This is a genomic window from Actinomadura sp. NPDC049382 (genome assembly GCF_040677125.1).
In the GTDB taxonomy this organism is placed as follows: Bacteria; Actinomycetota; Actinomycetes; order Streptosporangiales; family Streptosporangiaceae; genus Spirillospora; species Spirillospora geliboluensis.
Window position 1 is genome coordinate 52,958 of sequence record NZ_JBFARO010000012.1, and the last position, 20,379, is coordinate 73,336.

A 20,379-nucleotide genomic window follows, 5' to 3' on the forward strand; every position below is an offset into this window, starting at 1 on the left:
TGCACGTGATCGGGCCGGCCTCGCCGGCCAGCCTGTCAGCCGCACCACCAGGGCTAGGAGCTCTCGGCGAGCTGCAGGCCGACCACGCCGACCACGATCAACGCGAGGAACAGCAGCCTGGCAGGCGACGTGCTCTCGCCGAACGCGATCATCCCCGCGACCGCGACGCCGACCGCGCCCAGCCCGACGAACACCGCGTACGCGGTGCCGACCGGCAGCGTCCGCAGCGACAGCGACAGCACCACAACGCTGAGCACCGCCACCGCCAGCCCGATCACGGTCGGTCCAAGCCTGGTCAGGCCGTCGGACGACTTCAACGCCGTCGCCCACACCAACTCCATGAGCGAGGCGACCAGCAGCAGCACCCATGCCATCAGGCCGCGTACCCCCCGTCCACAGCGATCGACGCGCCGGTCACGTAGTCGCCGCCCGGGCCGGCCAGGTGCGCGACCATCGCGGCGACCTCCTCGGCGCGCGCGTACCGGCCGAGTGCCGTGAAGCCGCGCTCGAACTCGGCGTCCGGCGAGTCGGCCGGGTTCATCTCGGTGTCGGTCGAGCCGGGCTGGACCACGTTCGCGGTGATCCCGCGCGGTCCGAGGTCGCGTGCGAGGCCCCGGGTGAGGCCGGTGAGCGCGGACTTGGTCATCGCGTACAGCGTCCACCCCGGGTAGGGGACGCGTTCGGCCATGCTGCTGCCGATGTTGATGATTCGTCCACCCGGGCCGAGATGGCGGACCGCCGCCTGCGCCGTCACGAACGCGGCCCGGACGTGGAGGTCGATCGTCTGGTTCAGCTCCTCGGCCGAGACGTCCTCCACGGGCCCGAACGGCGCGATCCCGGCGTTGTTGACCAGGATGTCGAGGCGTCCGAACTCGGCTGCGGCCCGATCCACGGCGCCCGCCGCCGCGGCGGGGTCGGCCGCGTCCGCCGCGATCGCCAGACCGCGCTGACCCGCCGCCTGGATCCCGCGGACCACGTCCGCGGCCCGCTCCGCAGCTCGCACATAGGTCACCGCGACGTCCGCGCCGTCCCGCGCGAGACGCAGCGCGATCGCGGCGCCGATACCGCGTCCGCCACCAGTGACCAGGGCCGTCCGACCCTCCAGAGCAGTAGCCATCCCAACCTCCAAGGAACTAACAGGAAAAGTCTCCGCTTAGGAAGCGTAACCGGAGCAGTCTCCGGATACAACTCCGTCAGGCTGCCGTCTACGCCGAGAGGGGACACGAGGCGGGACCGCCAGGTCGTCGGAAACCCACCCGCCGAACGCGTCGACGCCGCACTCAACCGTTGCGACCCATCAACCCTCGCCCGTCCCGGGCCGGGATCGTGACCGCCCGTAGGGCGAGACGGTGCGAGGGCCAGGTCCGCGCGGGAGCGCTCACCGACTCCCTGGACCGGGGGTCGCGAGACCCAGGCAGCGCTGATCACTGCCGAGTAGCATCCGGGTGATCGACCTTGGTAGCCAGGGAGCGTGATCATGCCTCGTCCGCCCGCACCTCCCGGAGGTCGCCCGCGGGCGATTGCGGCATTGCTGCTGTCCGCGTTCTTTTTTCTGCTGATCGGGTGCGGGGCGACGATGGTGTTCATCGGTGCTCACGACCTTTATGTGGCCGACCGGCCGATCAAGTGCGGCGGCGAGGTGATGAACCCGGACGGCCCGTACACGTGCTTCACCGGTCACGGTCCCCGCAACTACAGCGATCTCGTGAGGGAAAGACGCGCCGGACAGGATCGGGCACCGTACATGCTCGCGTTCGGGGCCTTGGCCGTGGTGATCGGTGTACCCGCCCTCAGGCGCGCTCTTCGTTACGTGGGGCGCGTCCAGCGATGGACGACCTCAGGTGAGTGGACCGTTTGAGCCTTCGTGACCCCGGTCGGGCCTGCCATTGGCCACCACGCCCGCGACGCCCCTTCAACTTCCGGGCGTCCCCGCACACGTCGTAGCTGCACAGCACGGGGACGCGGACCCGGCCATCACGCTGCGCGTCTACGCGCACGCCGTCAACGAGCAACTCGCCGAAGCGCCCACGATCTCCGCCGCCCGGATCGGCGGTGCCGCGTAGACCCTGCTGTCAGCAAGACCGCTGGCAAAAGCCCCCTTGTGGTGATCGCAAGGGGGCTTTGAGCTGGGAGCCGGCGAGGGGACTTGAACCCCTAACCTTCTGTTTACAAGATCGCCAAACGATCACTGCCGCCGTCCGAACCCGTCCGCACGCTGGGCCGATGACCTGCGCCTCATCCGAACTAGTTCACCACGATCCGAGATCATCCGTCGCCGTCGCTCCCACGGTGGCTCCCAGGGAGGCACGCCGTCGATCAGTTCGCGAAGCTGGTCACGGACGACCGTGACATCGCGTCGCCTGCGATGCTGTGCGAATGACCTCCTCGCTTCCCGCAGGTTGGACGATCGAGCGAGTACGCACAGTGTCGGGTGACGACAGTGCCGCAGTGTCGCCGACGAAAAGACCCGTATTGGTTGAGGAGTGGACCGACCATCAGTCAGCTCACGAACCCGTTCCGGCAGACCGGGTCGGAACGATCATTCAGTTCGACGGCCTGTGTCTCGTCAGCATCGAAGGCGAGTGGTACATGGGCGCCCTGCAGCCGGACGGTTCCGTCGCCTGCTGGGCTTCGTACGGCGCTGACCTGCAAGAAGCCCTTCGATCTCTCTGAGGGGCCGTTCCGAACCGGGGCCGCAACAGACGAACGAACCTGTACGGAGGGTGCTCCCGCGCGCACGGCGCGCACCCCGTGACAGACGGACGCGCGCGAGAGTGCGCCCTCCGGGGCCAGGAGGGGTCTGGGGAACCACGGGGTTCCCCAGTCACGCACGCGCAGCCTCTCCGACCCAAGTGCCTCGTCGGGGGCGTCTTTGCTTTAGCCAGCCCCGTGGGACGATAGGGCCATGATCTCAACACGAAAGGCAGATGCCGCGTAAGCGGCCTGGCCAACTCCGCGTCGAGGCGTTGTCTCGGCTGCGGTTGCGAAGAGGCCCGACCGGTCAAGGTCGCGTCTCAATGGTTCCCGGCCTATCGCCTCATGGCCGCATGGTCATCGCGCGACTTGAGCGCATGTGCCTATGGCCTGGGAAGACAGCCGAGGCTCTAGACCTCTGGCGCAGCTTCGTACGGACCCCCTACCACCGCCTATATGACCCGAAGTACGTCGGATGCGGCTGCTGGGGCTGCTGCACGGACACGACAGAGGTCCGCTGGGTTCTGGAAGTCGTGGCGCACCACCTGCCACGACGCGACGCCCGTCGGCTGAGATGTGAGATCGCGAGCATCGATGAGGACTGGTGACCGGGCAGCGACGCGACCCTGAGCGGACGGTTCGCCGGCGGGCAGGCCCGGCCTCGCATCGATGCGCGGCCGGGCGTGCGCGGCCGGGGACCGGCGCCCACGCCACACGCCCCGGCCGCGCGGGCGGCGGGCCGCGCCAACGGCGCGAGCGTCGCCGCCCCCTGACCAGGCCAAAGACCTTCTGAAGTCGGTGGAGAGTAACCGGTATGGCGGCGCGATCACCATCGCACTGGCCTATGGCCTGCGTCGTGGCGAGGTGCTCGGGCTTCGCTGGCAGAACCTCGACTGGGAAGCCGGGACGCTGCGGCTCACGCATGCGGTGAAGCGGATCAAGGAACGGGACAAGAGCAGCGCTCGGAAGACCCGCGTCGTGCTCAGTGAGCTGAAGACGGCCAAGGCGCGGCTCGCCCTCGGTGAAGCCTGGCAGGATCACGGGCTGGTCTTCCCGTCCGAGGTCGGCACGCCTACCGACCCGGACAACTTCTCGCACACCTTCTCCAAGCTCGCCAAGCGGGCGGGGCTCGGTCACTGGCATCCGCATGAGCTGCGGCACTCGGGCGCTTCGCTGATGCTGGCGCAGGGGACTCCGCTGCACGTGGTCTCCGAGATCCTCGGGCATGCGGGCATCGCGATCACGAAGGACACCTACGGGCATCTGGTCGTCGACGACAAGCGCGCGGCGGCGGAGGCCATGAGCGGCGCTTTGTTCGGCGGCTGAATCCCGTGGCTCCCACAATGGCTCCCACGGTGGTGCGAGAGGCCCCTTGCGGTGGTCGCAGGGGGCCTCTGAGCTGGCAGCCGGCGAGGGGACTTGAACCCCTAATCTTCTGTTTACAAGAAACCGGCCACCTCAACTCAAATCGCCTTCGCCCAGGTCAGATGGTGTGCGGCTGGTGGTCGACGTAAGCCGCCATACGGCTCTGTTGCGGTACTTCCGTGCAGTACTTCCTGCCCCATTGCGCGGGGACAGGCGGCGACCCCTCAGTGGTGCCATCGTAGCCACGCGCCCTAGGACGGAGCAGTTCAGAGAAACGACACCGGAGGCGCTTACGGTCTGCTAAACATCGAGGGAGAGTCTCGCAGCCGACACAAAATGTCCGACCTGGGGTATACCCTCCTTAGCTATGCCACGCCAACCACAGCGACGACGCGTATCGATGCCAGGCGCCAGCCCCTCCGGCTACCTTTACTTGCTCAAGTTTAATAATGGTGTGATTAAAGCCGGTTGCACCGTCAATATAGCGACTAGAACCAAACAGCACACCACCGAAGCCGGTCGATACGACATCAAGATCGTTGATCAATGGCATTCGGACTACATAACAAACATGCGGAGGCAGGAAGGATGGCTTCTTTCTGTCCTAGATCAATTGGGAACGCGTACGCCCACTGGTCGGGAGTACTTTCGTGATGTTCCTTTCAGCGTCGCGCGCTACCAAGCGATCAACCTTTACCGCGCGCGAAGTGAGTCGTGCTGCTGCGGCAACTGCGTATACCCTGTTGACGTTCGTGCACGAGCCCATGTGGTCGGGCAGCCAATCGGAGGCCCAGGCCCTTCTGTCGACGTATACGTCGATCTCCGTCTGAGTTGCGGCGATGTAATTCGGACTTCCCTGTCAGACGAAGACTTCGGACCGGAGGGCCGATACCCCCTGCGCCCCGGGGACGAGATAAATGTTGAGCTTAGTGGGCCGCCGTGGAATGGGATCTGGCGAGGCTTTGCCTAAGTTGGTGGCGCTAAGTCGGGATCTGGATTTTCGCCTTCTGATCCGTAGCAAGATCAGGACTGTCCAGGGATGTCACCACGGGTCTCCTGACCAGCGCGGCAACCTTCCGTCTGTCCACCCCCGTCTAAGATCATTCGACTCCGTCGTTAGCAAGCGCGCTAAATTGGCACTCACACCCGTCCCGGAGGTGCGCCCGCGCGAACGGCGAGACGGCGTGACAGACGGACTCGCGCGGGCGTACCCTCCGGCTCGGGGGGGGGGGGGGCTGGGGTCGCGAGACCCCCGTTTCGCGCTCGCTGAGCCGACGCCAATCGCGATGCCACCTCGATCCGACCCAGGCGATCGAGCTCGGACTCTCCGCAGCTCAGAGGCTTGATCTCAGCTTAGGGGCCGGGAGCCGTCCGCGCTTGGCCGTGACTGGAACCGCCTTGCGCACACTTGCCCAACCGTTCCGCGCACAGCACCGCCCTGTGGAAATCCCATATCCTACCATCGGGGTGGACACGGCCTCTTATTTCCCGGCTGACGAAGATCAACTCAAGCTAGATATCCGTTATTTGATGATACCTCACACTTTTACACCTGGGGGGTAGGCACCGCTAGATGGCGACCGGTGGACGCGGCATTGCGCACATCGTCGGTAAACAGCCCAAGTAGATCGAGAGTGTCGTTTCGCAGGGTCCTGAAGTCCCCGACTCCCAGCTCCAGGTGCTCTCCATGCGCAATCGTGTTGCGCTGGTGGACGAGGTCATGGTCAATCATGTTCGCGCGCAAAATGTATTTGTCCCGCTTCTCGAGCCCTATACGATCGAGCACTGCAAAGAACACTCTCGACGAGAGATTACTCTCCGTGCGGACCAGATCCTCGGACAGTTTCGCGCGGTCCGATAGTTTTTCTTGAATAAATGAGGCAAAGTTGTTGTGTACCATAGGCGTGTTCGCCTCATCGATTTCAGACATCTTGGTTTTGAGGGCTGTCCCTAGGAAGGCTGTGCTGAGCTGGTCGTACGGAAGAGCTTGCGTGTTCACATACCTAATGTAGAGCTGCGCGACGGCCTTCACCCATCCCTCCCAATGCGCGTAGAGGATGACGACCCCGGAGCGGAGGTTGGCTGTCTGCGCTGGACCTTTACTCTGCTGGACAAGTTTGAGTGTGGTACTCAGCTCCTGCTTGCGCCAGGCAATCTCGGCCGAGATGGCATCATCGAGCGCCTCGACTGTCCGGATCTTGACCATCAGGCGCTGATGATCTTCCGGCCGGCGGGAACCATGAGCGCCAAACGCGCCTCGGTGGACTTGCCAGTGGCGAACCGGGTGGTCATCTCCGGGAGTGTCCAGAACTCGATAGCGCAGTCCCGCAGATTGCGCCGAACTTCTGAACCGGTTTCCAGGAGAAAGCCGAGGCTGATCGCGAGTGCCTCAAAGGATGAGTTGAGGAATCCGCCCTTGAAGTCTTGCTTGTCGGCGTCCCATTTTCCGAGGATCTTTTCGTCGGCCTCAAGCAGTCGATCGAAAGTGTCGCGGAATATTCGCCCCGCTCGCGCCTTGTAGTCGTTCTCGAAATTCAGCGCAAGCCCGACAGCAAAGTCCTCAAGGCCGTCCTGGAAATTGCGGATACTTGCGATCTCCGTATCGTTCTTCTTGTGGAGGTAGAGGAACCTCAGGACGAGCTCTTCGTCATACTTTCGCTTAATGTCAATCTCGGGAAGTCGGATCAAGGTTACAAAAGAATCGTGGGTCGCCAGCGTGGCGATCCACTCCACAAAATCAGGGTTGACCCCTACGAGTTGCGCATTTCGAATCTCCTGATTGGAGAGCTTTGAGCCGAAGGAGTTGAGTCGCTGGAAGAGATCGAATTTGGTCTGCGGATCAGACTCGCGCTGGACGATCTTCAGATCGATCTTGGCGCGCTTGATATCACGTCGCTGTGCAGGTGTAAGAGTCTTCGCCTCGTCTTGATCGCCATCCCATTTAAGGCCAGCGAGAGATGGAAGATATTTGGTGGCAGTGAGCTCAAGAGGCGGGAAGGCGTCTTTATCAAGAAGTCCCTGAAGCTGAAGTAGCGTACTGATACGCTGCAGCCCGTCTACGAGCTCCCACCGGCCCTCGTCATCTTGGGCGACGAATATGGACGGCAATGGAATGCCAATCAGAATGCTCTCAATGAGCTTCGATTTCTGATCTGTTTCCCACCGGAAAAGGCGCTGGAATGGCGGTCGGATGATTAGATCACCCTCGATATACATGTTTGTGAGCTCTCCCACACTCATCGGGTAGCTGTCGGTTGAAATGTTCCTTCTCGCCTTTTCGAGCTCCAATTCGAGACTGCTCACGGTGTTCACAGGTTCCCCACTTCCCCTGCCGTCTGGCAGACACTCAGGCTACAGCGGCGGGGAAGTAGCGGCCAACACTCAGCACTCGATCGCCCCCGACCACATGCCGGCCTCAGCCCCGGCGTGGCGATCGTAGGCGGTACCGGCCACCCGCCCTTGTTGCTCGACGGAGTACCGGCCCTCCTGGACTTTTTTAACGGCCAGGATGTAACCGATCCCCATCGCCTGGCTGAGCATCTCCAACGGCTCAGACGGGTGGTACGCGATGCCGCTGCCCGATCGCAGGTTCAATGCCGCCTCGTCGGCGGCACGCTCGTGCGCGCTGCCCTCGACCTCGATCGCCCAGACGTTCGCGATCGCTCGGCTTATCACCTCGACGTCCCTGCCTGACACCTCAGCCATGCCGCCAGTATCGTTGCCGGAGTGGCTTCTGGACCGGCTATGCGCTCTCGCAAGTTGAGGCCGGTCAGCCGGGGCGGGTCGGCCCGAAGAGGCCGCACGCCCGGCCCGGACGGACCGGCCGCGGCTAGCTTGCGGGCCGCCTTGAAGACGTATTGAAAGTCCTCGTCCGGGGGTGGGGAGGTGTGTGCTGTCCCGGGAGATGCTTGACACCTCGGTCCCATCACATGCTTGACGGGTGCCTGTTCGGCTTGGCTGTCGCGTGTTCGTTTGCGGGCGTCGCGTGTCAGGAGGCCGGGATTGGCCCTGGTCGAGTTGTCAGTGGTGGAGCAGCGGTATCGGGCGGTGCTGCAGGTCGAGGCGGGTGTGCCGGTGACCGAGGTCGTGGCCGGTTTCGGGGTCTCCCGAGAAGCGTGCATGCCTGGGTCAAGCGCTATCGGGCCGAGGGGCTGGCCGGGCTGGCCGATCGGTCTCGGCGGCCGGTGTCCTCGCCGGGCCAGATGAGCGGGCAGGTGGAGGTCGTGGTGTGTGAGCTGCGGCGGGAGCATCCGCGGTGGGGCCCGGTGACGTTGGTGCATGAGCTGGGTCGGCTGGGGGTGGTGCCGGTGCCGTCGCGGATGAGCGTTCATCGGGCGCTGGTGCGGCATGGATTGATCGAGCCGGGCCGGCGGCGCCGCAAGCGCCAGGAGTTCCGCCGCTGGGAGCGCGATGAGCCGATGGCGTTGTGGCAGATGGACATCGTCGGCGGGGTGTTCCTGGCCGACGGCGGCGAGTGCAAGGTGATCACCGGGGTCGATGACCACTCGCGGTTCTGTGTGATCGCCTCGGTGGTACCACGGGCGACGGGGCGGGCGGTGTGTCTGGCGTTCGCCGCCGCGTTGCGTGAGTTCGGGGTGCCGGGTGAGGTGCTGACCGACAACGGCAAGCAGTTCACCGACCGGTTCGGGATGGCGGTGAGGTGCTGTTCGACCGGATCTGCCGGGACAACGGGATTGTGCACCGGTTGACGCAGCCTCGCTCCCCGACCACGACGGGCAAGGTCGAGCGGTTCCATCAGACGTTGCGGCATGGCCTGTCCGGCCGACCGGTTCGACACCCGCACCGCCGTGGCAGAGCAGGAGCTTTTGCCGTTGCGGCTGCCCGCCGCGATCCGCCTGGCCGCCGTCCCACAAGCCGCCCAGGAACCTGAACCCCTCGCACCCGTCGACGCGGCCTGCACCGGCACGCCGGTGAGGCCGCCGCCCTGCGCGGATCGAGGTGTGGGACAGCGGGGCGGTGGAGTTCGAGCGGACCGTGCCTGCCAGCGGGAACATGTTCGTGGCCGGTCGCCAGTTCTGGCTCGGCCCCGCCCAAGCGGGTGTCACGGTGAGGTTCTGGGCCGACACCGACGTCATCCACCTGCTCAAAGCCGGGACCCGGCTCAAGTCGGTGCGCTCGCACCTGTCCACCGCGGACCTGACCGCGCTGGCCGCCCGCAGTGCCCGCAAGGCCGGACCGCCGCCGCTGCCGCCCGCCGAGGACGGCGACGCCGTCGAGGTCGACCGGACCGTCAACAAGGACGGCAATGTCGGCCTGGGCGGCCGGATGGTGCCGGCCGCGGAGATCCTGCGCGGCCGCCGGGTCGGCATCCGCATCGACCCCGCCACGCTGATGTTCTTCGACCTGCAGACCCGTGAGCTGCTGCGCACCCGACCCAACCCCTTCACACCCGAACAGGTCCGCGCCTTGCGCGGGCTGCGGCGGGCCGGGCCCCCGCCACGGCCGCGCACCGAACCGGTCACCGTGCAGCGACGGGCCAGCAACACCGGCGTGGTCATGGTCGCCGGGCAAAAGGTCTCACTCGGCCGCCTGCACGCCGGCCGGGTCGTCACCATCCACGTCGCCGACACCACCCTGACCATCGAGCTGGGCGGCGACGACGTGCGGACGGTCCGGCGGACCACCACCCAGCCCGTCCGCAGCATCAAGGCACACCGGCCCCGCAAGGCCGCGCCATGAAACCTAGAACACCCGTTGAGCATGTCCTGGGATCAAAACGTCAAGCATCTCGTGGGACTAGACAGGGTGGGGAGTGTGCAGACCTGCGGGTTTAGTTGGGGATGTGGTTGGTCTCGTCGTGGTGGCGTTGGCCGGGTCTCTCGGCTGGTAGCACGCCCGGTTATGGGTGCTGAGCGGCTACAGGAGATCGGGCGGGAACTGCGGCGGCTGCGGACTGCTGCGGAGTTGCGCGGGGTTGGGCTTGCGGCTCGGGCTGGGGTTCCTCAGCCGACGGTGTCTCGGGTGGAGACTGGGCGGCGGGTCGCTGATCCGGAGGTGGGTGCCCGGTTGGTTAGGGCTCTTGATGTGGGGCCGGCTGAGGTTGAGCGGCTGCTGGGGCTGGTTCGCGAGGCTTATGCGGAGACGTCCCGTCGGGTTGATGCCGGGGTGTCGTTCCGGGGCGGGTCCGGTGTCGAGCTGCTTGCGGAGGCTCGGTTGTGAGGGCCTTTGAGGCTGTGGTGGTGCCCCGGTTGTTGTGGCCAGCGGAGTATGCGGCTGGGTCGGGGCGGCCATCGACGGGGCTTCGGTGCTGGTGGACGAGGGGCGGTGCTTCGTGTTCGTAGTGGCTGAGGCTGCCTTGCGGACGTGACCGGGGTCGGGGGAGTGCATGGCGGGGCAGTTGGCACGGCTGGTGGAGGTGTCGGGGTGGGCGAACGTGCGGTTCGGGGTTGTGCCTGGGGTGGCGGTGCCTCGTGTGCCGCTGCATGGGTTCTCGGTGTACGACGATGCGGCCGTGTCGGTGGAGACGTTCACGCGTGAGCTGACCTTGACCGATGCGGACGAGGTGCGGGCGTACGTGGAGATCTTCGAGGGGTTTGAGCGGGCGGCCGTGTTCGGGGACGAGGCGCGGCGGCTGGTCGAGCGGGCGGGCAGGGCGGCGCTTAAACGGCTCGGCGAACACCTGGGGTCCGGCGACGACAGCGGGGAGGCGTCCGCGTAGCTGTACTTCGCTGCTGTACCTGTTAGCAAATGGGCCCCTTCCAAGATCGGAAGGGGCCTTTGACGTGCGAGCCGGCGAGGGGACTTGAACCCCTAACCTTCTGTTTACAAGACAATGATCTCAACCGGCGGAAATTGGCGGAGATCGATCTTCTGGAATGTTTGTGCAGTTCAGGCCGGGTGCCCGAGAGGTGGACATAGGTGGATTCGATGCGTGGCAGCGGACCCGTGTTGTCCTGTTGGCCTCCCAACGGCCTCCCTCGGCCACCCCGGACACGGAGACGCCCGCCGGGCTCTGGGGCGTGCCGGGCGGGCGTCTCGGTGAGGCTCAGAGGAGTCTGGTCCCATCGTGGGAGCGGAGGAAGGGCCCGTCGTCCCGCAGCGCGTCGGTGACGCGGACGGCCCGCGCCTCCGGCATGACCGCCACGGCCTCAGCCGGGTCGAGCCACGCAACCCGCGTCGCCTCGTCGGTCGGATGCGCTTCGCCGCCGACCGGACGACACAGGATCGCCAGAGACACGACACCGAGCCGCATGTTCTTGTAGACGCCGACCAGCCGGCCGGGCTCCACCACGATGCCGGTCTCCTCCATCACCTCACGGGCAACGCCCTGCTGCGGTGTCTCGTCCAGCTCGAGCACGCCGCCGGGCGGCACCCACCGGCCGTCATCGGCGCGCTGAATCGCGAGTACCCGCCCGTCCTCCCGGACGACGACGCCGGTGACGCTCACCGAGTGGCGAGGCAGGTCGCCGGTCACTCGTCCGCCGACCACTCGTAGGACAGCTTCCACAGCTGGGCGGGGAAGACGTTGATGACCACTTCGAGGGGGCGCGCGTTCCGGTCGAGCGCGAACCGTGTCACCTCTAGCACCTGGTTGGCGCTGCTGATGCGGAGGAAGTCGGCTTCGTCGTCGGTGGGGCGCCGCGCCTCGATGTCCTCCCGGAACCGGATGACGCGGTGACCGCGCTCGGCGAGCCGCTCGTAGTACCCGGTGGGGCCGGTGTCGGGGAACGCGATGTCCTCGCTGCCCGCGACTGTCATGGGCGTGTAGGAGGCGGCGACCTGGACGGGGTGCTCGTCGGCGAACATGTGCCGCTTGCGGATCAGCACCCGCTCGCCGGCGGGCAGCTCGAGCCGCTCCGCAACGGAGCGGGGCGGGTCGATCGCTTCGGCCTGGACGAGTTCGGTGCTCGGCGTCAGGCCGGCCTTCTCCATGCCCTCGGCGAAGGTGCTGCCCGACCCGTTGCCGCGGGACGGGATGCGCCGGGTCCGCTTGATGGTGGGGATGTCGACGACGAAGGACCCGACGCCGCGCTCGGTGCGGACGAGTCCCTCGGATTCAAGAAGGGTGATCGCTTTGCTGATGGACGCCTGGTTCAAGCCGTACTTGCGGGCTAGCTGGGGCTGACTGGGTAGGGCCGCGCCTGGCTCGTAGGTCCCGCGGGTGATTCCTTCGCGGAGATCGTCGGCCACCTGCCGGTAGCGCGCCCTCGGCTGCTGCAGGGGCACGGGCTCCTCCTCCTTGTCTGTGGGGTTATGACTATAACCGTAGCGCGGAACGTGCTCGGGATCTGTTCTCGCAGGTAGAAGACCATTTTAGAGAGACTGGTTGACACCTATGGCATATGTCATAGACTCTGCAATGACAGAGCAAGACCCCTGCAAGACCCGCAAGGCCCCAGACATGGGGCGGCCCCAGGACGCGAGTGCGAGTCGCGGCCCAGGGCCTTGATCCAGAACCTCCCTAGGAGAGGATCCGAACCCGTGGTGAATGTTCCCACGACCGGCCTTCAGGCCGAGACCCGCGAGTTGCTCACGGCGATCCGTGACGCGCTCGACCTGCCCTTCGCGGCGACGGCCGCCGGCGACGAGAAGCGGGAGCGGCTGCGCGGCGAGAACGCCGTCCGCATCGTGTCCAGCATCGACTACCTGCTCACCTTCAAGCACGCGACCGTGACGAACGTGGCGCGGACGCTGCGGAGCCTGGTCGGCGAGCACCCCGTCGACTACACGACGCGTGAGGAGGCGGGCCGATGACGCACCCCGGTATCTCCATCGCGGCGGCCGTCGTCGCCCTGACCCTCGCCGGCCTGCTGATGTGGGCCAAGCGCCCGTTGAAGCGGCTGGAGTTCATGACCCCCTGGTTCTGCCTGGTCGGCGGGATCGGTCTCGCGCCGGTGTTCCTGCGCGACTGGGTGAACACCCTCATGGACGCCGTCCGCGACATCCCCACCGTGGGGATCACGATCCCCATCGCGGTCGCGATGGTGACGCTGTTCATCGTCCTGTACGACATTTGGCCCAAGCACGAGTCGAGCAAGGTCACCTACGCGGCGGCGGTGCTGCTGCCCTCGCTGGCGCCGAGCCTGGGCGGGTCGGTCGGTTCCCTGACCGCTAACGCCCTGGACGCCATCGGGAACGCGGGCGCCCACGTCATCGCTTCGGCGCTGGGGGTGTGACCATGACCGCGATCATGCCGGAGCGTACGGCCGTCGACCTGGACGCCCTGCGCCGTGACCTGACCGCCGTGCTCGTCGCGCACGGGCTCACCGGCCTGGACAGCGTGTCCCTGGACGTGCACGAGATCATCCAGGGCGACGCGTTCGCCGGGGTCACCGTGTCGGCGCACGCCTACCAGCGGCCCGCGCACCTGCCGCCCGCGTCGGAGTGCGCCCGCCCGGAGCGCCACCCGTTCGCCGAGCTGGCCGACCGGCTCGACCCGAAGCGGCCCGCGCTGCGCGTGGTGAAGGGCGGTGCGGAGTGAACACCGACAACTTCACGATCTGGCAGCGACGTGAGTGCGGGCCCTTCTGCAGGGTCCGGCACACCCACACCGCGTCACCCGCGAACCGGGCCTGCGTCGGCGCGGAGGCCGCGGTCCCGCTGTCGATGTCCACGGCGCACGCCGGCGGCGAGAACCTCGGCCCGGTGATGGCGACCGTGGTCGCCGTGCTGGAGCAGGGGCCCCGCGAGCGCGAGCCGCACGTGAACGTGTCGCTGCCGACCGAGGTGGAGAGCCTGACGCTCGATGAGGCCGAGCGCCTGTCGAGCGTGCTCGCGCGGCTGGTCCACGAGGGCCGCGAGGCCGCGAAGGAGGTCGACTGGCGATGACCCACGTCGAGACCCCGTGCACGCTGGTCCCCTGGTGCGACGGTCGGCACCCCGTGCTGTACCGCTGCGCCGACGAGCTGAGCGAGCGTGACCACTACCGCGAGGTGGGCCGTGTCAACGACGGCGGTCCCTCGGCCATCGTCGTCGGAATCGCGATGAGCGCCGAGGAGACCGACGACGACTCGGCGTCCCCGTCCATCCTCATCCTGCACCTGCTCGACGACGGCGCCGAGGTCCCCGAGCTGCTGTGCGGCGAGGCGTACATCAACCCGTCCGAGGCGTGCGCGCTGGCTCCGCTGCTCATCCGCGCCGCCGAGATCCTGAAGGGAGCGGACCGGTGACCGCTTCTGCTGTGGAACAACTGCATCGGATCGTGGTGGGTGACCTTATGTGGGAGTTCGCCAACCTTGACCTGCCCGGCGACTGCGAGCGGTACGGGTGGTGCGACGGCAACTGCAACCCCCGATACGAGGGCGAGGTCCACTTCCGCTACGTCGCGTCGGCGGTGCACGGCAACGACCTGGTGGAGATCAGCGTCGGGCAGTGGAAGGCGAACCCGAAGGTCGGGGTCCTCGACACGGGGTCCTGCTTCGCCATCAACCGGGACCGGAAGCCGCTGGTGGGGATCTCCACCTATCCGGCCAAGCACCCAGGACGGCACCTGCACTTGACGCCGGAGGACGCCACCACGGTTGCGGAGGCGCAGCGGATTCTTGGGAACGGGCAGTTCGCCGACGCGGTGTACGCGGCCGTCAACTTCGCCAACGCGCGGGCGCGAGAGGTGACGAAGCGATGACCTCCCAGGAAGCGCAGGCAGTGGCCAGCGGGATAGCGAACCTCAACGAACGGCTCGGTCGGCTGGAAACCGAACTCATCGAGCTTCGGAAGTTGGCCCGTGAGCGGCGAGAGCGTCTCGCTCGCCCGGAGACGGCGGTTAGCGAGGCCGCGCGCGGAGGTCGGAAGTCATGACCCCCACTGGTCCCCACGCGTGGTGGACCGGCCGGGAGGCGACCGCTCTGCGGCGGGCAATGGCCCTCACCGTGGAGCGGTTCGCCGACCGGGTCGGTGTCTCACCCCGCACGGTCGCGAACTGGGCAGCGAACCCCGGCATGGCCCCGCAGATGGGCGTCCAGGAACGCCTGGACGACATCGCCCGCGGCCTCCCGCCGGACGTCCGCGCCCGGTTCCACAGCCTCACCGGCAAGCCCTCGCCGGCGCCCCTCGACCTGTCGCAGATCCTCGCGATGCTCACCGAGATTCAGCAGAGCATCACCCAACTGGCGGAGACGGCATGAGCACCGGCAAGGGAAAGCACGGATGGCCGCTGCTGGTGCTCGCCGCGCCCGCATTCGTCGCGGTGTGGTCCGGGTGGGTCGGACTCGGCACCATGACCGGGTTCGGGAAGGTCCAGCCCCTACCTGGCGTCCCCGGCGTCCCAGACGACTTCACGATCAACACGGCGATCACTCTCCCGATCGGCGTGGAAGCGTATGCCGCTTACGCGCTCGGGACGTGGCTGTCACACAGGCGGCTGTCACCCACGACCCGCCAGTTCGCCCGTACGTCCGCGGTCGGCGCTCTGCTGCTCGGCGCGGCGGGTCAGGTGGCGTACCACCTCCTCGAAGTGGCGGACCGGACGCGGGCACCGTGGTGGATCACAACGATCGTGTCGTGCCTCCCCGTGGTGGTCCTCGGGCTCGGTGCGACCCTGGCGCATCTGATCCGTCGTGACACCCATCAGGACCACCCCGACGAGGGTGGAACGAACAGCGACCTCGACCGGCTTCCGGAGTGGATCGAGAAGACGCTGAGGGACGCGGAACCCCAGGTCACCGCTGAGGTCAGTGACCCGTGGGACCAGGTTGAGCCCACCCCTGGGACCACCCCGGCGGAGGCGTTCGGGACCACCCTCCCCCAGGTGGAACCGGAGGCGATCGAGGGGCCGTCTCGGGCCACCCCTAGTGCCACTCCCCGTTCCACCATCAGCGCCACCGTTGGGACCACTGCCGGGACCACCTCGAAGGGTGGCACGAAGCGTGGGCCGAAGGGTGGCACGAAGCGGCGTTCGCGGGCTGAAACGAAGGTGGCACTTCAGAAGCTGATCGCGGATCTTGACGCTGACCAGATCCAGGTGAAGCCACTCGCCGAGGCGCTGGGCGCATCCCGCCGGACGGTGCGGGATCTCCTCGACGAAATGGACGTGCGCCCCATCCCCACCGCTGGCACCCGCCAGTGACAACCCTCGGACAGGGAGTCCACGATGCTCAAACACGAACTGATCCTCGGCAGCGCCACCGGCAGCGGCAAGACCTACACCGCCCGCCAGCGGATCGAGGAGGACATGACCCGCACCGACACCCAGACGTGGGTCATTGACGGGGGCGCCGGGCTGCTGGGCCTCGCCAACGACGTCACCCGGTTCGCGACCGTCCCTGACGGCGCCCACCACCTGCTGTACGAGCTGCTGGGGCACGCCTACGTGCGGGCCGAGCGCCTCGCCGGCCTCGACATGTACGGCGACTTCAATCCGGGCGACCGGCGCCACCGCTACGACCTGCTCGTTCTCACGATCGATGACGCTCACAACGTCCTGTCCCCGGAGAGCAACCGCGCGCTGGTGCGGATCCTGCAGATGGCGCGGAACGTCGGCATCAAGGTGCGCCTTACCGTCCCGGAGTTCTACCTCCTGCCGCAGGGAGCGATCCGGTACGTGATGAACGGCGCGTCCCGTACCAAGTGCGACTGGATGGCCGAGCCTGTGACGGCCTGACCTCGCCCGTCTGAAGCCCTCGTCGACCGTCCGGCCGGCGGGGGCTTCCGCGTGTTCCCGGTCCCCCCGAACGGCTGGCCGAAACTAGGGTTCCGCACAGTCCGCACAAACGGCTCACGCGGATGGCGAGAAGGGGTCCGCCGGACTCCAACGCGCAGGGCGCGCACGTGCGCGCGAGGAACGCCCCTCAGAAGGGGCTGAGGACCGCACTGTCCGCACAACAGAGCCGGAGGAGACTCGCGGTTTAGGTGAGGACCGGAAACCGTCCGTGAGGGCGACTGAGGGGCGGCGAGTGCATGGTCCTCGCGCGGGCCCACGCGTGGGCGCGCGTCGGGCCGCGCATGGCCCCTCCACGGGCGAGCGCACCATGCACAATGCTCAGTTCGGATTCCGGCCTGTCCGCGTCCAAGGCAGGCCCGTGCACGCGCGTGCACGAGACGCCGGGCGAGAGGGCACTCGCGGGCGAACCGGCAACCGGCAACGGCAACCGGCCGCGCTCCTCGTCGGTGACCCCCCGATCTTGCGCGCGCGCGCGATGGCCTCTGGACGGGCCTCAGCGCCCTGTGGGCGAGTGAACCGGCAATGTCGAGACTTCCGGAGTTGCCGGTACGGGGAACGGCGCTCAGCGGCAAGCTGAGCCGTTGTCGGTCGGGTGTGGCATCGTGGGGGATGAGTGAGCGGCGACGCGACCCTGTGCCGGGGACCCTGTGTCGCCGCTCTCGCATGTCCGGCCTGCGCCATCCAACGTGTGAGTGCACACGGACACGTGCACACGTACACGCGCACGCGAGGGGCGGCTACTCGTCGGGCTCCACGACGAACACACCGAGCCCCTGAACTGTCTCGACCAAGCCCTCATCGCGCAGGATCCCGACGGCCTTGCGGAGCGTGTCCCGAGCCACGTCCCACTCCTGCTCCAACTCCGTCAGCGACGGGATTCGCCGACCGGGCGGGATCTCCCCGGACACGATCCGCTCCCGCAAGTCATTCGCTATCTGACGGGACGGCGGGATGCGTGACTCCCTGTCGATCGACGGCATGATCACGAAGCTAGGAGGCTGCCCCCGTCCAGCCATAGCTACCCACTGGGGTAGACGGGGGTAGTACACCGGTTTTACGCTGCGCAGATGAACTTCCCGGCACAGGAAGCAGAGCAGCGTGACGAAGCTGCGGCACGGCTCGCAGCGTTGAAGATGAACCTGGATCCCCGCGGTGTCCTCAGCCGCCTAGACGGCGACACCCTCGCCATCCTCGACCCAGCCACCGACCAGACAGTCGACACGATCTCCGTCCGGCCGTGGCCTCCCGCCCAGGACGCGCCCTGGTTCCACGACTGCCTAGACACTCCCGTCGCCGACGCAAACGACGTCATCGGCGCGGCCGTGGACATCATCGGCAGCCTTCAGCGGCTCGGTGTCCGGCTCCATGGCTGACGTCAAGATCGGCGACTACATGTTGAGCGATCGCGCCGGGGTGTTCTTCTTGATCGACGCTGACGGGCGGATCGTCGGGACGCTGCTACCGCAGCCGGACGGTTCCTGGCGGTGCAAGATGCCGCGCGGTGGCGTGGCCACGTTCCGGCCGCCGGACGGTGTACCGGACCCGGCGTCCTGGATCGCGCGGCAGATCGTCTGAGACCGGGGAGGCCCGGCCGGTCGAGTCTCAGCCCCCGTCTCCCGGCCGGGCCACCCCACCAACACGAAGAGAGCCCCGCCCACCCGAAGGTGGACGGGGCTTCACACTGTGCGCGGCCCTCGCCCCTCAGCAGGGCGCGCACAGGGATCTACCGGTTCGGGACCCGCCACACACCGAACGCGATGAGCAGCGCACCGGCGATCGCGAGGCCCTCGCCGACGTCGACCTGGCCGTCGTCGACGGCGGACTGCACGGTGACGAGCACGGGCGCCAGGCCCGCGACGACCGACTTCCAGTAGGCGGAGATCTTCACCATGGGGGTCACTCCTTCCCGGCCGCGAGCCGCGCGGCCAGAGCCTCGGCGACCTGCTCGCCGATGTCCTGCGGGAGCGCCGTGGCGAGCTTGTCCGCGATCGCGTCCGGGGACAGCCCGGCGAGGATTCCCGCCACGATCGCGTCCTCATCGATGTCGACCGGAGCGCCGACACGGTCGGCGAGGGCCTTCACCAGCGGCAGCAGCTTCCCGGTGTTCTCGGAGGCCATGCGGGAGAACGCGTACCCGGACGCGAGCGCCGTCGCCACGGAGATCGCGCCGTCCTGCAGACCCGCGTCCTTCGGCCACTGCTTCTTGATCCAGTCGTGGAACTTCACCTGGTCGTCGAGCTGCATGTCGTCCTCTCCGGTGATGAGCCGGGCGACGTCCGCCCGGAAATCGGCCATGGACACGCTGTGCGGGTCGGGCTTCTGGGTGTTGACCTCCTTGTGGCCCTTCACCCTCGACGCTGAGAGCCCGTACTCCTTGCACAGCTCGGCGCAGAGCCGCTTGTAGGCGTCGAGCTGCGCGGCGGGCCACGGCTGCCGGCCGTCGTTCTCGGCCTCGATGCCGAGCGACGCGCTGTTGGTGTGGTGGCTGCTGGTGGACGGCGCGTTGTGCCAGCACCGCCCGGCGGCGATGACGTAGATGCGCCCGGACCGGCCGAGCCCGAAGTGGGACAGCGGCCCGTCCAGGCCGGGCCTGCCGTCCCTGACCACGCCGAGGGAGGGATAGTCGCCACCGCCGGTCGCCCCGGCCGTGTGGTGGCACACGATGCCCTCCACGGACGGCTGAGGGCCGTGGCCGCGGGTCTGCCACCCGGCAACCTCGGTCACGGGGTAGCCGGTGCGGCGTGCGACGGCGGCGAGCTGCGTCAGGTACGGCACGGTCAGTTCCCCTCCACGCAGCCCTGGCAGCGCAGTTGCCCGTCGTCGCCGCGCTCGAAGACCAACTCGGGCTCGACGCTGTCCGGCAGGTCGCACGAGGCGATCCCGCATAGCACGCACTCCATGTCAGCCTCCTTGCAGTGCAGTGATGAGAGCGGCGGCGCCAGTGAGGACCGCGCCGAGCCCGGTGATCCCGGCGAGCGGCATCGCGTACCGCCACCGGTCCGCGGCCCGGAGCCTGACCTCCTGGTCGTCGTCCCGCTTGGTCAGGTCGTTCACGCGCGCGTCGGTCGACGTCTGCTTGGTCTCCACCACCCGGAGCCGCTGCTCGTGGTCCATCACCTGACTGGCCACCATCGTGTGCTGGGTGAGCAGCACGTCGAGCTTCGTGGAGATCTCGGCGACCTGCGCGGCCGTCGCCGGCGGGTCCATTGGGAGAGTCATGACACCCGCTTCAGGACGAGGTGGCTGTTAGTGAGAACGGTCGCCGAGGTCCCCGCTCCGGCGGTGTTCTCAGCGAACTGGAGCGTGATGTTCCCGTCTCCTCCGGCGACGAGGAGGAACCGCTCGAACGCCACCTTGTGGCTGCCGCCCGCGCCGCCCAGGGTGAACTCGGTGTTGAAAGCTCCCGACACTCGGGACTGCATCGCCGATAGGTCCACTACCGCGCCAGTCGTCGGGTCGGGGCCGATCATCCCGCGCCGGCCTCCCGAGTCAGTCGGCACCGACCACGCGTAGTCGAGGTCGTTCCCGGTCGGGGCGACGTAGTAGAGCACCAGCTCACCGCGATACGTGGCGCCGCTGACCACGGGAAGCTTCAGCTCCGTGTCGTTGGTGAGGGTGGTGGAGTTGGTCACCGACTGGTCTGCCGACTTGATGGCCTCGATCGGCAGCATCGATGCCAGCAGCGCAGCGTCCATCCGCTG

General features: G+C 67.3%; 32 protein-coding genes and 1 pseudogene. 20 read left to right on the forward strand and 13 right to left on the reverse strand.

Features of this window, described 5'->3' with window-relative positions; all coding sequences use genetic code 11:
• Positions 1 to 53: 53 nt before the first annotated feature.
• Entirely contained in the window at positions 54 to 374 is a 321-nt protein-coding gene (locus AB0K34_RS10800) for an SMR family transporter (protein WP_364547360.1), read from the reverse strand.
• A complete protein-coding gene (locus AB0K34_RS10805) occupies positions 374 to 1,117 on the reverse strand; it encodes an SDR family oxidoreductase (RefSeq protein WP_364547363.1) in 744 nt (247 codons plus the stop codon). The genes AB0K34_RS10800 and AB0K34_RS10805 overlap by 1 nt, the downstream gene beginning before the upstream one ends.
• Before the next feature lie 354 nt (positions 1,118 to 1,471).
• Here AB0K34_RS10805 and AB0K34_RS10810 point away from each other — a divergent pair, with 354 nt between their 5' ends.
• From AB0K34_RS10810 to AB0K34_RS10830, 5 genes are all read left to right on the forward strand, one after another.
• Positions 1,472 to 1,858, forward strand: a complete 387-nt coding sequence (locus AB0K34_RS10810) for a hypothetical protein (RefSeq protein WP_364547365.1) — start codon at positions 1,472 to 1,474, stop codon at positions 1,856 to 1,858.
• 28 nt (positions 1,859 to 1,886) lie between these two features.
• Positions 1,887 to 2,063 carry a hypothetical protein gene (locus AB0K34_RS10815; protein ID WP_364547368.1) on the forward strand — a complete coding sequence of 59 codons (177 nt, stop codon included), beginning with the start codon at positions 1,887 to 1,889 and terminating at the stop codon, positions 2,061 to 2,063.
• Positions 2,064 to 2,376: 313 nt separating this feature from the next.
• Positions 2,377 to 2,673 carry a hypothetical protein gene (locus tag AB0K34_RS10820; protein WP_364547371.1) on the forward strand — a complete coding sequence of 99 codons (297 nt, stop codon included), beginning with the start codon at positions 2,377 to 2,379 and terminating at the stop codon, positions 2,671 to 2,673.
• A 690-nt stretch (positions 2,674 to 3,363) separates the two neighbouring features.
• A complete protein-coding gene (locus tag AB0K34_RS10825) occupies positions 3,364 to 4,020 on the forward strand; it encodes a site-specific integrase (RefSeq protein ID WP_364547374.1) in 657 nt (218 codons plus the stop codon).
• Between the two features lie 439 nt (positions 4,021 to 4,459).
• Positions 4,460 to 5,029, forward strand: coding sequence for a GIY-YIG nuclease family protein (locus AB0K34_RS10830; RefSeq protein WP_364547599.1), 570 nt, complete (start codon positions 4,460 to 4,462; stop codon positions 5,027 to 5,029).
• 576 nt (positions 5,030 to 5,605) lie between these two features.
• Here AB0K34_RS10830 and AB0K34_RS10835 read toward each other — a convergent pair.
• The 3 genes from AB0K34_RS10835 to AB0K34_RS10845 all read right to left on the reverse strand — a co-directional run bounded on the left by AB0K34_RS10835 (position 5,606) and on the right by AB0K34_RS10845 (position 7,764).
• Complete coding sequence (locus AB0K34_RS10835) at positions 5,606 to 6,265, reverse strand: MAE_28990/MAE_18760 family HEPN-like nuclease (RefSeq protein WP_364547377.1); 660 nt, start codon at positions 6,263 to 6,265, stop codon at positions 5,606 to 5,608.
• Positions 6,265 to 7,362 carry a DUF262 domain-containing protein gene (locus AB0K34_RS10840; RefSeq protein WP_364547380.1) on the reverse strand — a complete coding sequence of 366 codons (1,098 nt, stop codon included), beginning with the start codon at positions 7,360 to 7,362 and terminating at the stop codon, positions 6,265 to 6,267. The genes AB0K34_RS10835 and AB0K34_RS10840 overlap by 1 nt, the downstream gene beginning before the upstream one ends.
• Positions 7,363 to 7,440: 78 nt before the next feature.
• A complete protein-coding gene (locus tag AB0K34_RS10845; protein ID WP_364547382.1) occupies positions 7,441 to 7,764 on the reverse strand; it encodes a hypothetical protein in 324 nt (107 codons plus the stop codon).
• A gap of 312 nt (positions 7,765 to 8,076) precedes the next feature.
• Between AB0K34_RS10845 and AB0K34_RS10850 the strand changes: the two are divergent.
• From AB0K34_RS10850 to AB0K34_RS10865, 4 genes and pseudogenes are all read left to right on the forward strand, one after another.
• A pseudogene (locus tag AB0K34_RS10850) lies at positions 8,077 to 8,827 on the forward strand (IS481 family transposase); the annotation flags it as partial.
• Positions 8,828 to 9,018: 191 nt separating this feature from the next.
• The gene (locus AB0K34_RS10855) at positions 9,019 to 9,759 is read left to right on the forward strand and encodes a hypothetical protein (protein WP_364547385.1); all 741 of its coding nucleotides are present in this window, start codon (positions 9,019 to 9,021) and stop codon (positions 9,757 to 9,759) included.
• A 162-nt stretch (positions 9,760 to 9,921) separates the two neighbouring features.
• Entirely contained in the window at positions 9,922 to 10,239 is a 318-nt protein-coding gene (locus AB0K34_RS10860) for a helix-turn-helix transcriptional regulator (RefSeq protein ID WP_364547387.1), read from the forward strand.
• A gap of 166 nt (positions 10,240 to 10,405) precedes the next feature.
• Entirely contained in the window at positions 10,406 to 10,738 is a 333-nt protein-coding gene (locus tag AB0K34_RS10865; protein WP_364547389.1) for a Scr1 family TA system antitoxin-like transcriptional regulator, read from the forward strand.
• A gap of 327 nt (positions 10,739 to 11,065) precedes the next feature.
• Here AB0K34_RS10865 and AB0K34_RS10870 read toward each other — a convergent pair whose 3' ends face one another.
• Together AB0K34_RS10870 and AB0K34_RS10875 are read right to left on the reverse strand one after the other, a co-directional pair.
• Complete coding sequence (locus tag AB0K34_RS10870; RefSeq protein ID WP_364547392.1) at positions 11,066 to 11,494, reverse strand: NUDIX domain-containing protein; 429 nt, start codon at positions 11,492 to 11,494, stop codon at positions 11,066 to 11,068.
• Complete coding sequence (locus tag AB0K34_RS10875; protein ID WP_364547395.1) at positions 11,491 to 12,246, reverse strand: GntR family transcriptional regulator; 756 nt, start codon at positions 12,244 to 12,246, stop codon at positions 11,491 to 11,493. The genes AB0K34_RS10870 and AB0K34_RS10875 overlap by 4 nt, the downstream gene beginning before the upstream one ends.
• Before the next feature lie 255 nt (positions 12,247 to 12,501).
• Here AB0K34_RS10875 and AB0K34_RS10880 point away from each other — a divergent pair, with 255 nt between their 5' ends.
• The 9 genes from AB0K34_RS10880 (at position 12,502) to AB0K34_RS10920 (ending at position 16,618) form a co-directional block, all read left to right on the forward strand.
• Positions 12,502 to 12,774, forward strand: a complete 273-nt coding sequence (locus tag AB0K34_RS10880) for a hypothetical protein (RefSeq protein WP_364547398.1) — start codon at positions 12,502 to 12,504, stop codon at positions 12,772 to 12,774.
• A complete protein-coding gene (locus tag AB0K34_RS10885; RefSeq protein ID WP_364547401.1) occupies positions 12,771 to 13,196 on the forward strand; it encodes a hypothetical protein in 426 nt (141 codons plus the stop codon). The genes AB0K34_RS10880 and AB0K34_RS10885 overlap by 4 nt, the downstream gene beginning before the upstream one ends.
• Before the next feature lie 2 nt (positions 13,197 to 13,198).
• The gene (locus AB0K34_RS10890; RefSeq protein WP_364547404.1) at positions 13,199 to 13,501 is read left to right on the forward strand and encodes a hypothetical protein; all 303 of its coding nucleotides are present in this window, start codon (positions 13,199 to 13,201) and stop codon (positions 13,499 to 13,501) included.
• The gene (locus AB0K34_RS10895; RefSeq protein WP_364547407.1) at positions 13,498 to 13,848 is read left to right on the forward strand and encodes a hypothetical protein; all 351 of its coding nucleotides are present in this window, start codon (positions 13,498 to 13,500) and stop codon (positions 13,846 to 13,848) included. The genes AB0K34_RS10890 and AB0K34_RS10895 overlap by 4 nt, the downstream gene beginning before the upstream one ends.
• Positions 13,845 to 14,189 carry a hypothetical protein gene (locus AB0K34_RS10900; RefSeq protein WP_364547410.1) on the forward strand — a complete coding sequence of 115 codons (345 nt, stop codon included), beginning with the start codon at positions 13,845 to 13,847 and terminating at the stop codon, positions 14,187 to 14,189. The genes AB0K34_RS10895 and AB0K34_RS10900 overlap by 4 nt, the downstream gene beginning before the upstream one ends.
• Before the next feature lie 32 nt (positions 14,190 to 14,221).
• Positions 14,222 to 14,644 carry a hypothetical protein gene (locus AB0K34_RS10905; protein WP_364547413.1) on the forward strand — a complete coding sequence of 141 codons (423 nt, stop codon included), beginning with the start codon at positions 14,222 to 14,224 and terminating at the stop codon, positions 14,642 to 14,644.
• A gap of 169 nt (positions 14,645 to 14,813) precedes the next feature.
• On the forward strand, positions 14,814 to 15,143 hold the full coding sequence (locus AB0K34_RS10910; protein WP_364547416.1) for a helix-turn-helix transcriptional regulator: 330 nt from the start codon (positions 14,814 to 14,816) through the stop codon (positions 15,141 to 15,143).
• Positions 15,140 to 16,084 (forward strand): hypothetical protein, encoded by a 945-nt coding sequence (locus AB0K34_RS10915; protein ID WP_364547419.1) that lies wholly within the window; start codon positions 15,140 to 15,142, stop codon positions 16,082 to 16,084. The genes AB0K34_RS10910 and AB0K34_RS10915 overlap by 4 nt, the downstream gene beginning before the upstream one ends.
• A 24-nt stretch (positions 16,085 to 16,108) precedes the next feature.
• Entirely contained in the window at positions 16,109 to 16,618 is a 510-nt protein-coding gene (locus tag AB0K34_RS10920) for a hypothetical protein (RefSeq protein ID WP_364547422.1), read from the forward strand.
• 797 nt (positions 16,619 to 17,415) lie between these two features.
• Here the strand turns inward: AB0K34_RS10920 and AB0K34_RS10925 are convergent.
• Entirely contained in the window at positions 17,416 to 17,658 is a 243-nt protein-coding gene (locus AB0K34_RS10925; RefSeq protein ID WP_364547425.1) for a GntR family transcriptional regulator, read from the reverse strand.
• A gap of 87 nt (positions 17,659 to 17,745) precedes the next feature.
• Here AB0K34_RS10925 and AB0K34_RS10930 point away from each other — a divergent pair, with 87 nt between their 5' ends.
• The gene (locus AB0K34_RS10930; protein ID WP_364547428.1) at positions 17,746 to 18,051 is read left to right on the forward strand and encodes a hypothetical protein; all 306 of its coding nucleotides are present in this window, start codon (positions 17,746 to 17,748) and stop codon (positions 18,049 to 18,051) included.
• Positions 18,044 to 18,253: a hypothetical protein gene (locus AB0K34_RS10935; protein WP_364547431.1), complete on the forward strand. Its 210-nt coding sequence runs from the start codon at positions 18,044 to 18,046 to the stop codon at positions 18,251 to 18,253. The genes AB0K34_RS10930 and AB0K34_RS10935 overlap by 8 nt, the downstream gene beginning before the upstream one ends.
• 148 nt (positions 18,254 to 18,401) lie before the next feature.
• Here AB0K34_RS10935 and AB0K34_RS10940 read toward each other — a convergent pair whose 3' ends face one another.
• The 5 genes from AB0K34_RS10940 to AB0K34_RS10960 are packed head-to-tail and all read right to left on the reverse strand — an operon-like array spanning position 18,402 to position 20,373.
• Positions 18,402 to 18,569, reverse strand: a complete 168-nt coding sequence (locus tag AB0K34_RS10940; RefSeq protein WP_364547433.1) for a hypothetical protein — start codon at positions 18,567 to 18,569, stop codon at positions 18,402 to 18,404.
• Between the two features lie 5 nt (positions 18,570 to 18,574).
• Entirely contained in the window at positions 18,575 to 19,453 is an 879-nt protein-coding gene (locus tag AB0K34_RS10945; protein WP_364547436.1) for a peptidoglycan recognition family protein, read from the reverse strand.
• 2 nt (positions 19,454 to 19,455) lie between these two features.
• Positions 19,456 to 19,578 (reverse strand): hypothetical protein, encoded by a 123-nt coding sequence (locus AB0K34_RS10950; RefSeq protein WP_364547439.1) that lies wholly within the window; start codon positions 19,576 to 19,578, stop codon positions 19,456 to 19,458.
• A 1-nt stretch (position 19,579) separates the two neighbouring features.
• The gene (locus AB0K34_RS10955) at positions 19,580 to 19,885 is read right to left on the reverse strand and encodes a hypothetical protein (protein ID WP_364547442.1); all 306 of its coding nucleotides are present in this window, start codon (positions 19,883 to 19,885) and stop codon (positions 19,580 to 19,582) included.
• Positions 19,886 to 19,893: 8 nt separating this feature from the next.
• Complete coding sequence (locus AB0K34_RS10960) at positions 19,894 to 20,373, reverse strand: hypothetical protein (protein ID WP_364547444.1); 480 nt, start codon at positions 20,371 to 20,373, stop codon at positions 19,894 to 19,896.
• Positions 20,374 to 20,379 lie beyond the last annotated feature (6 nt).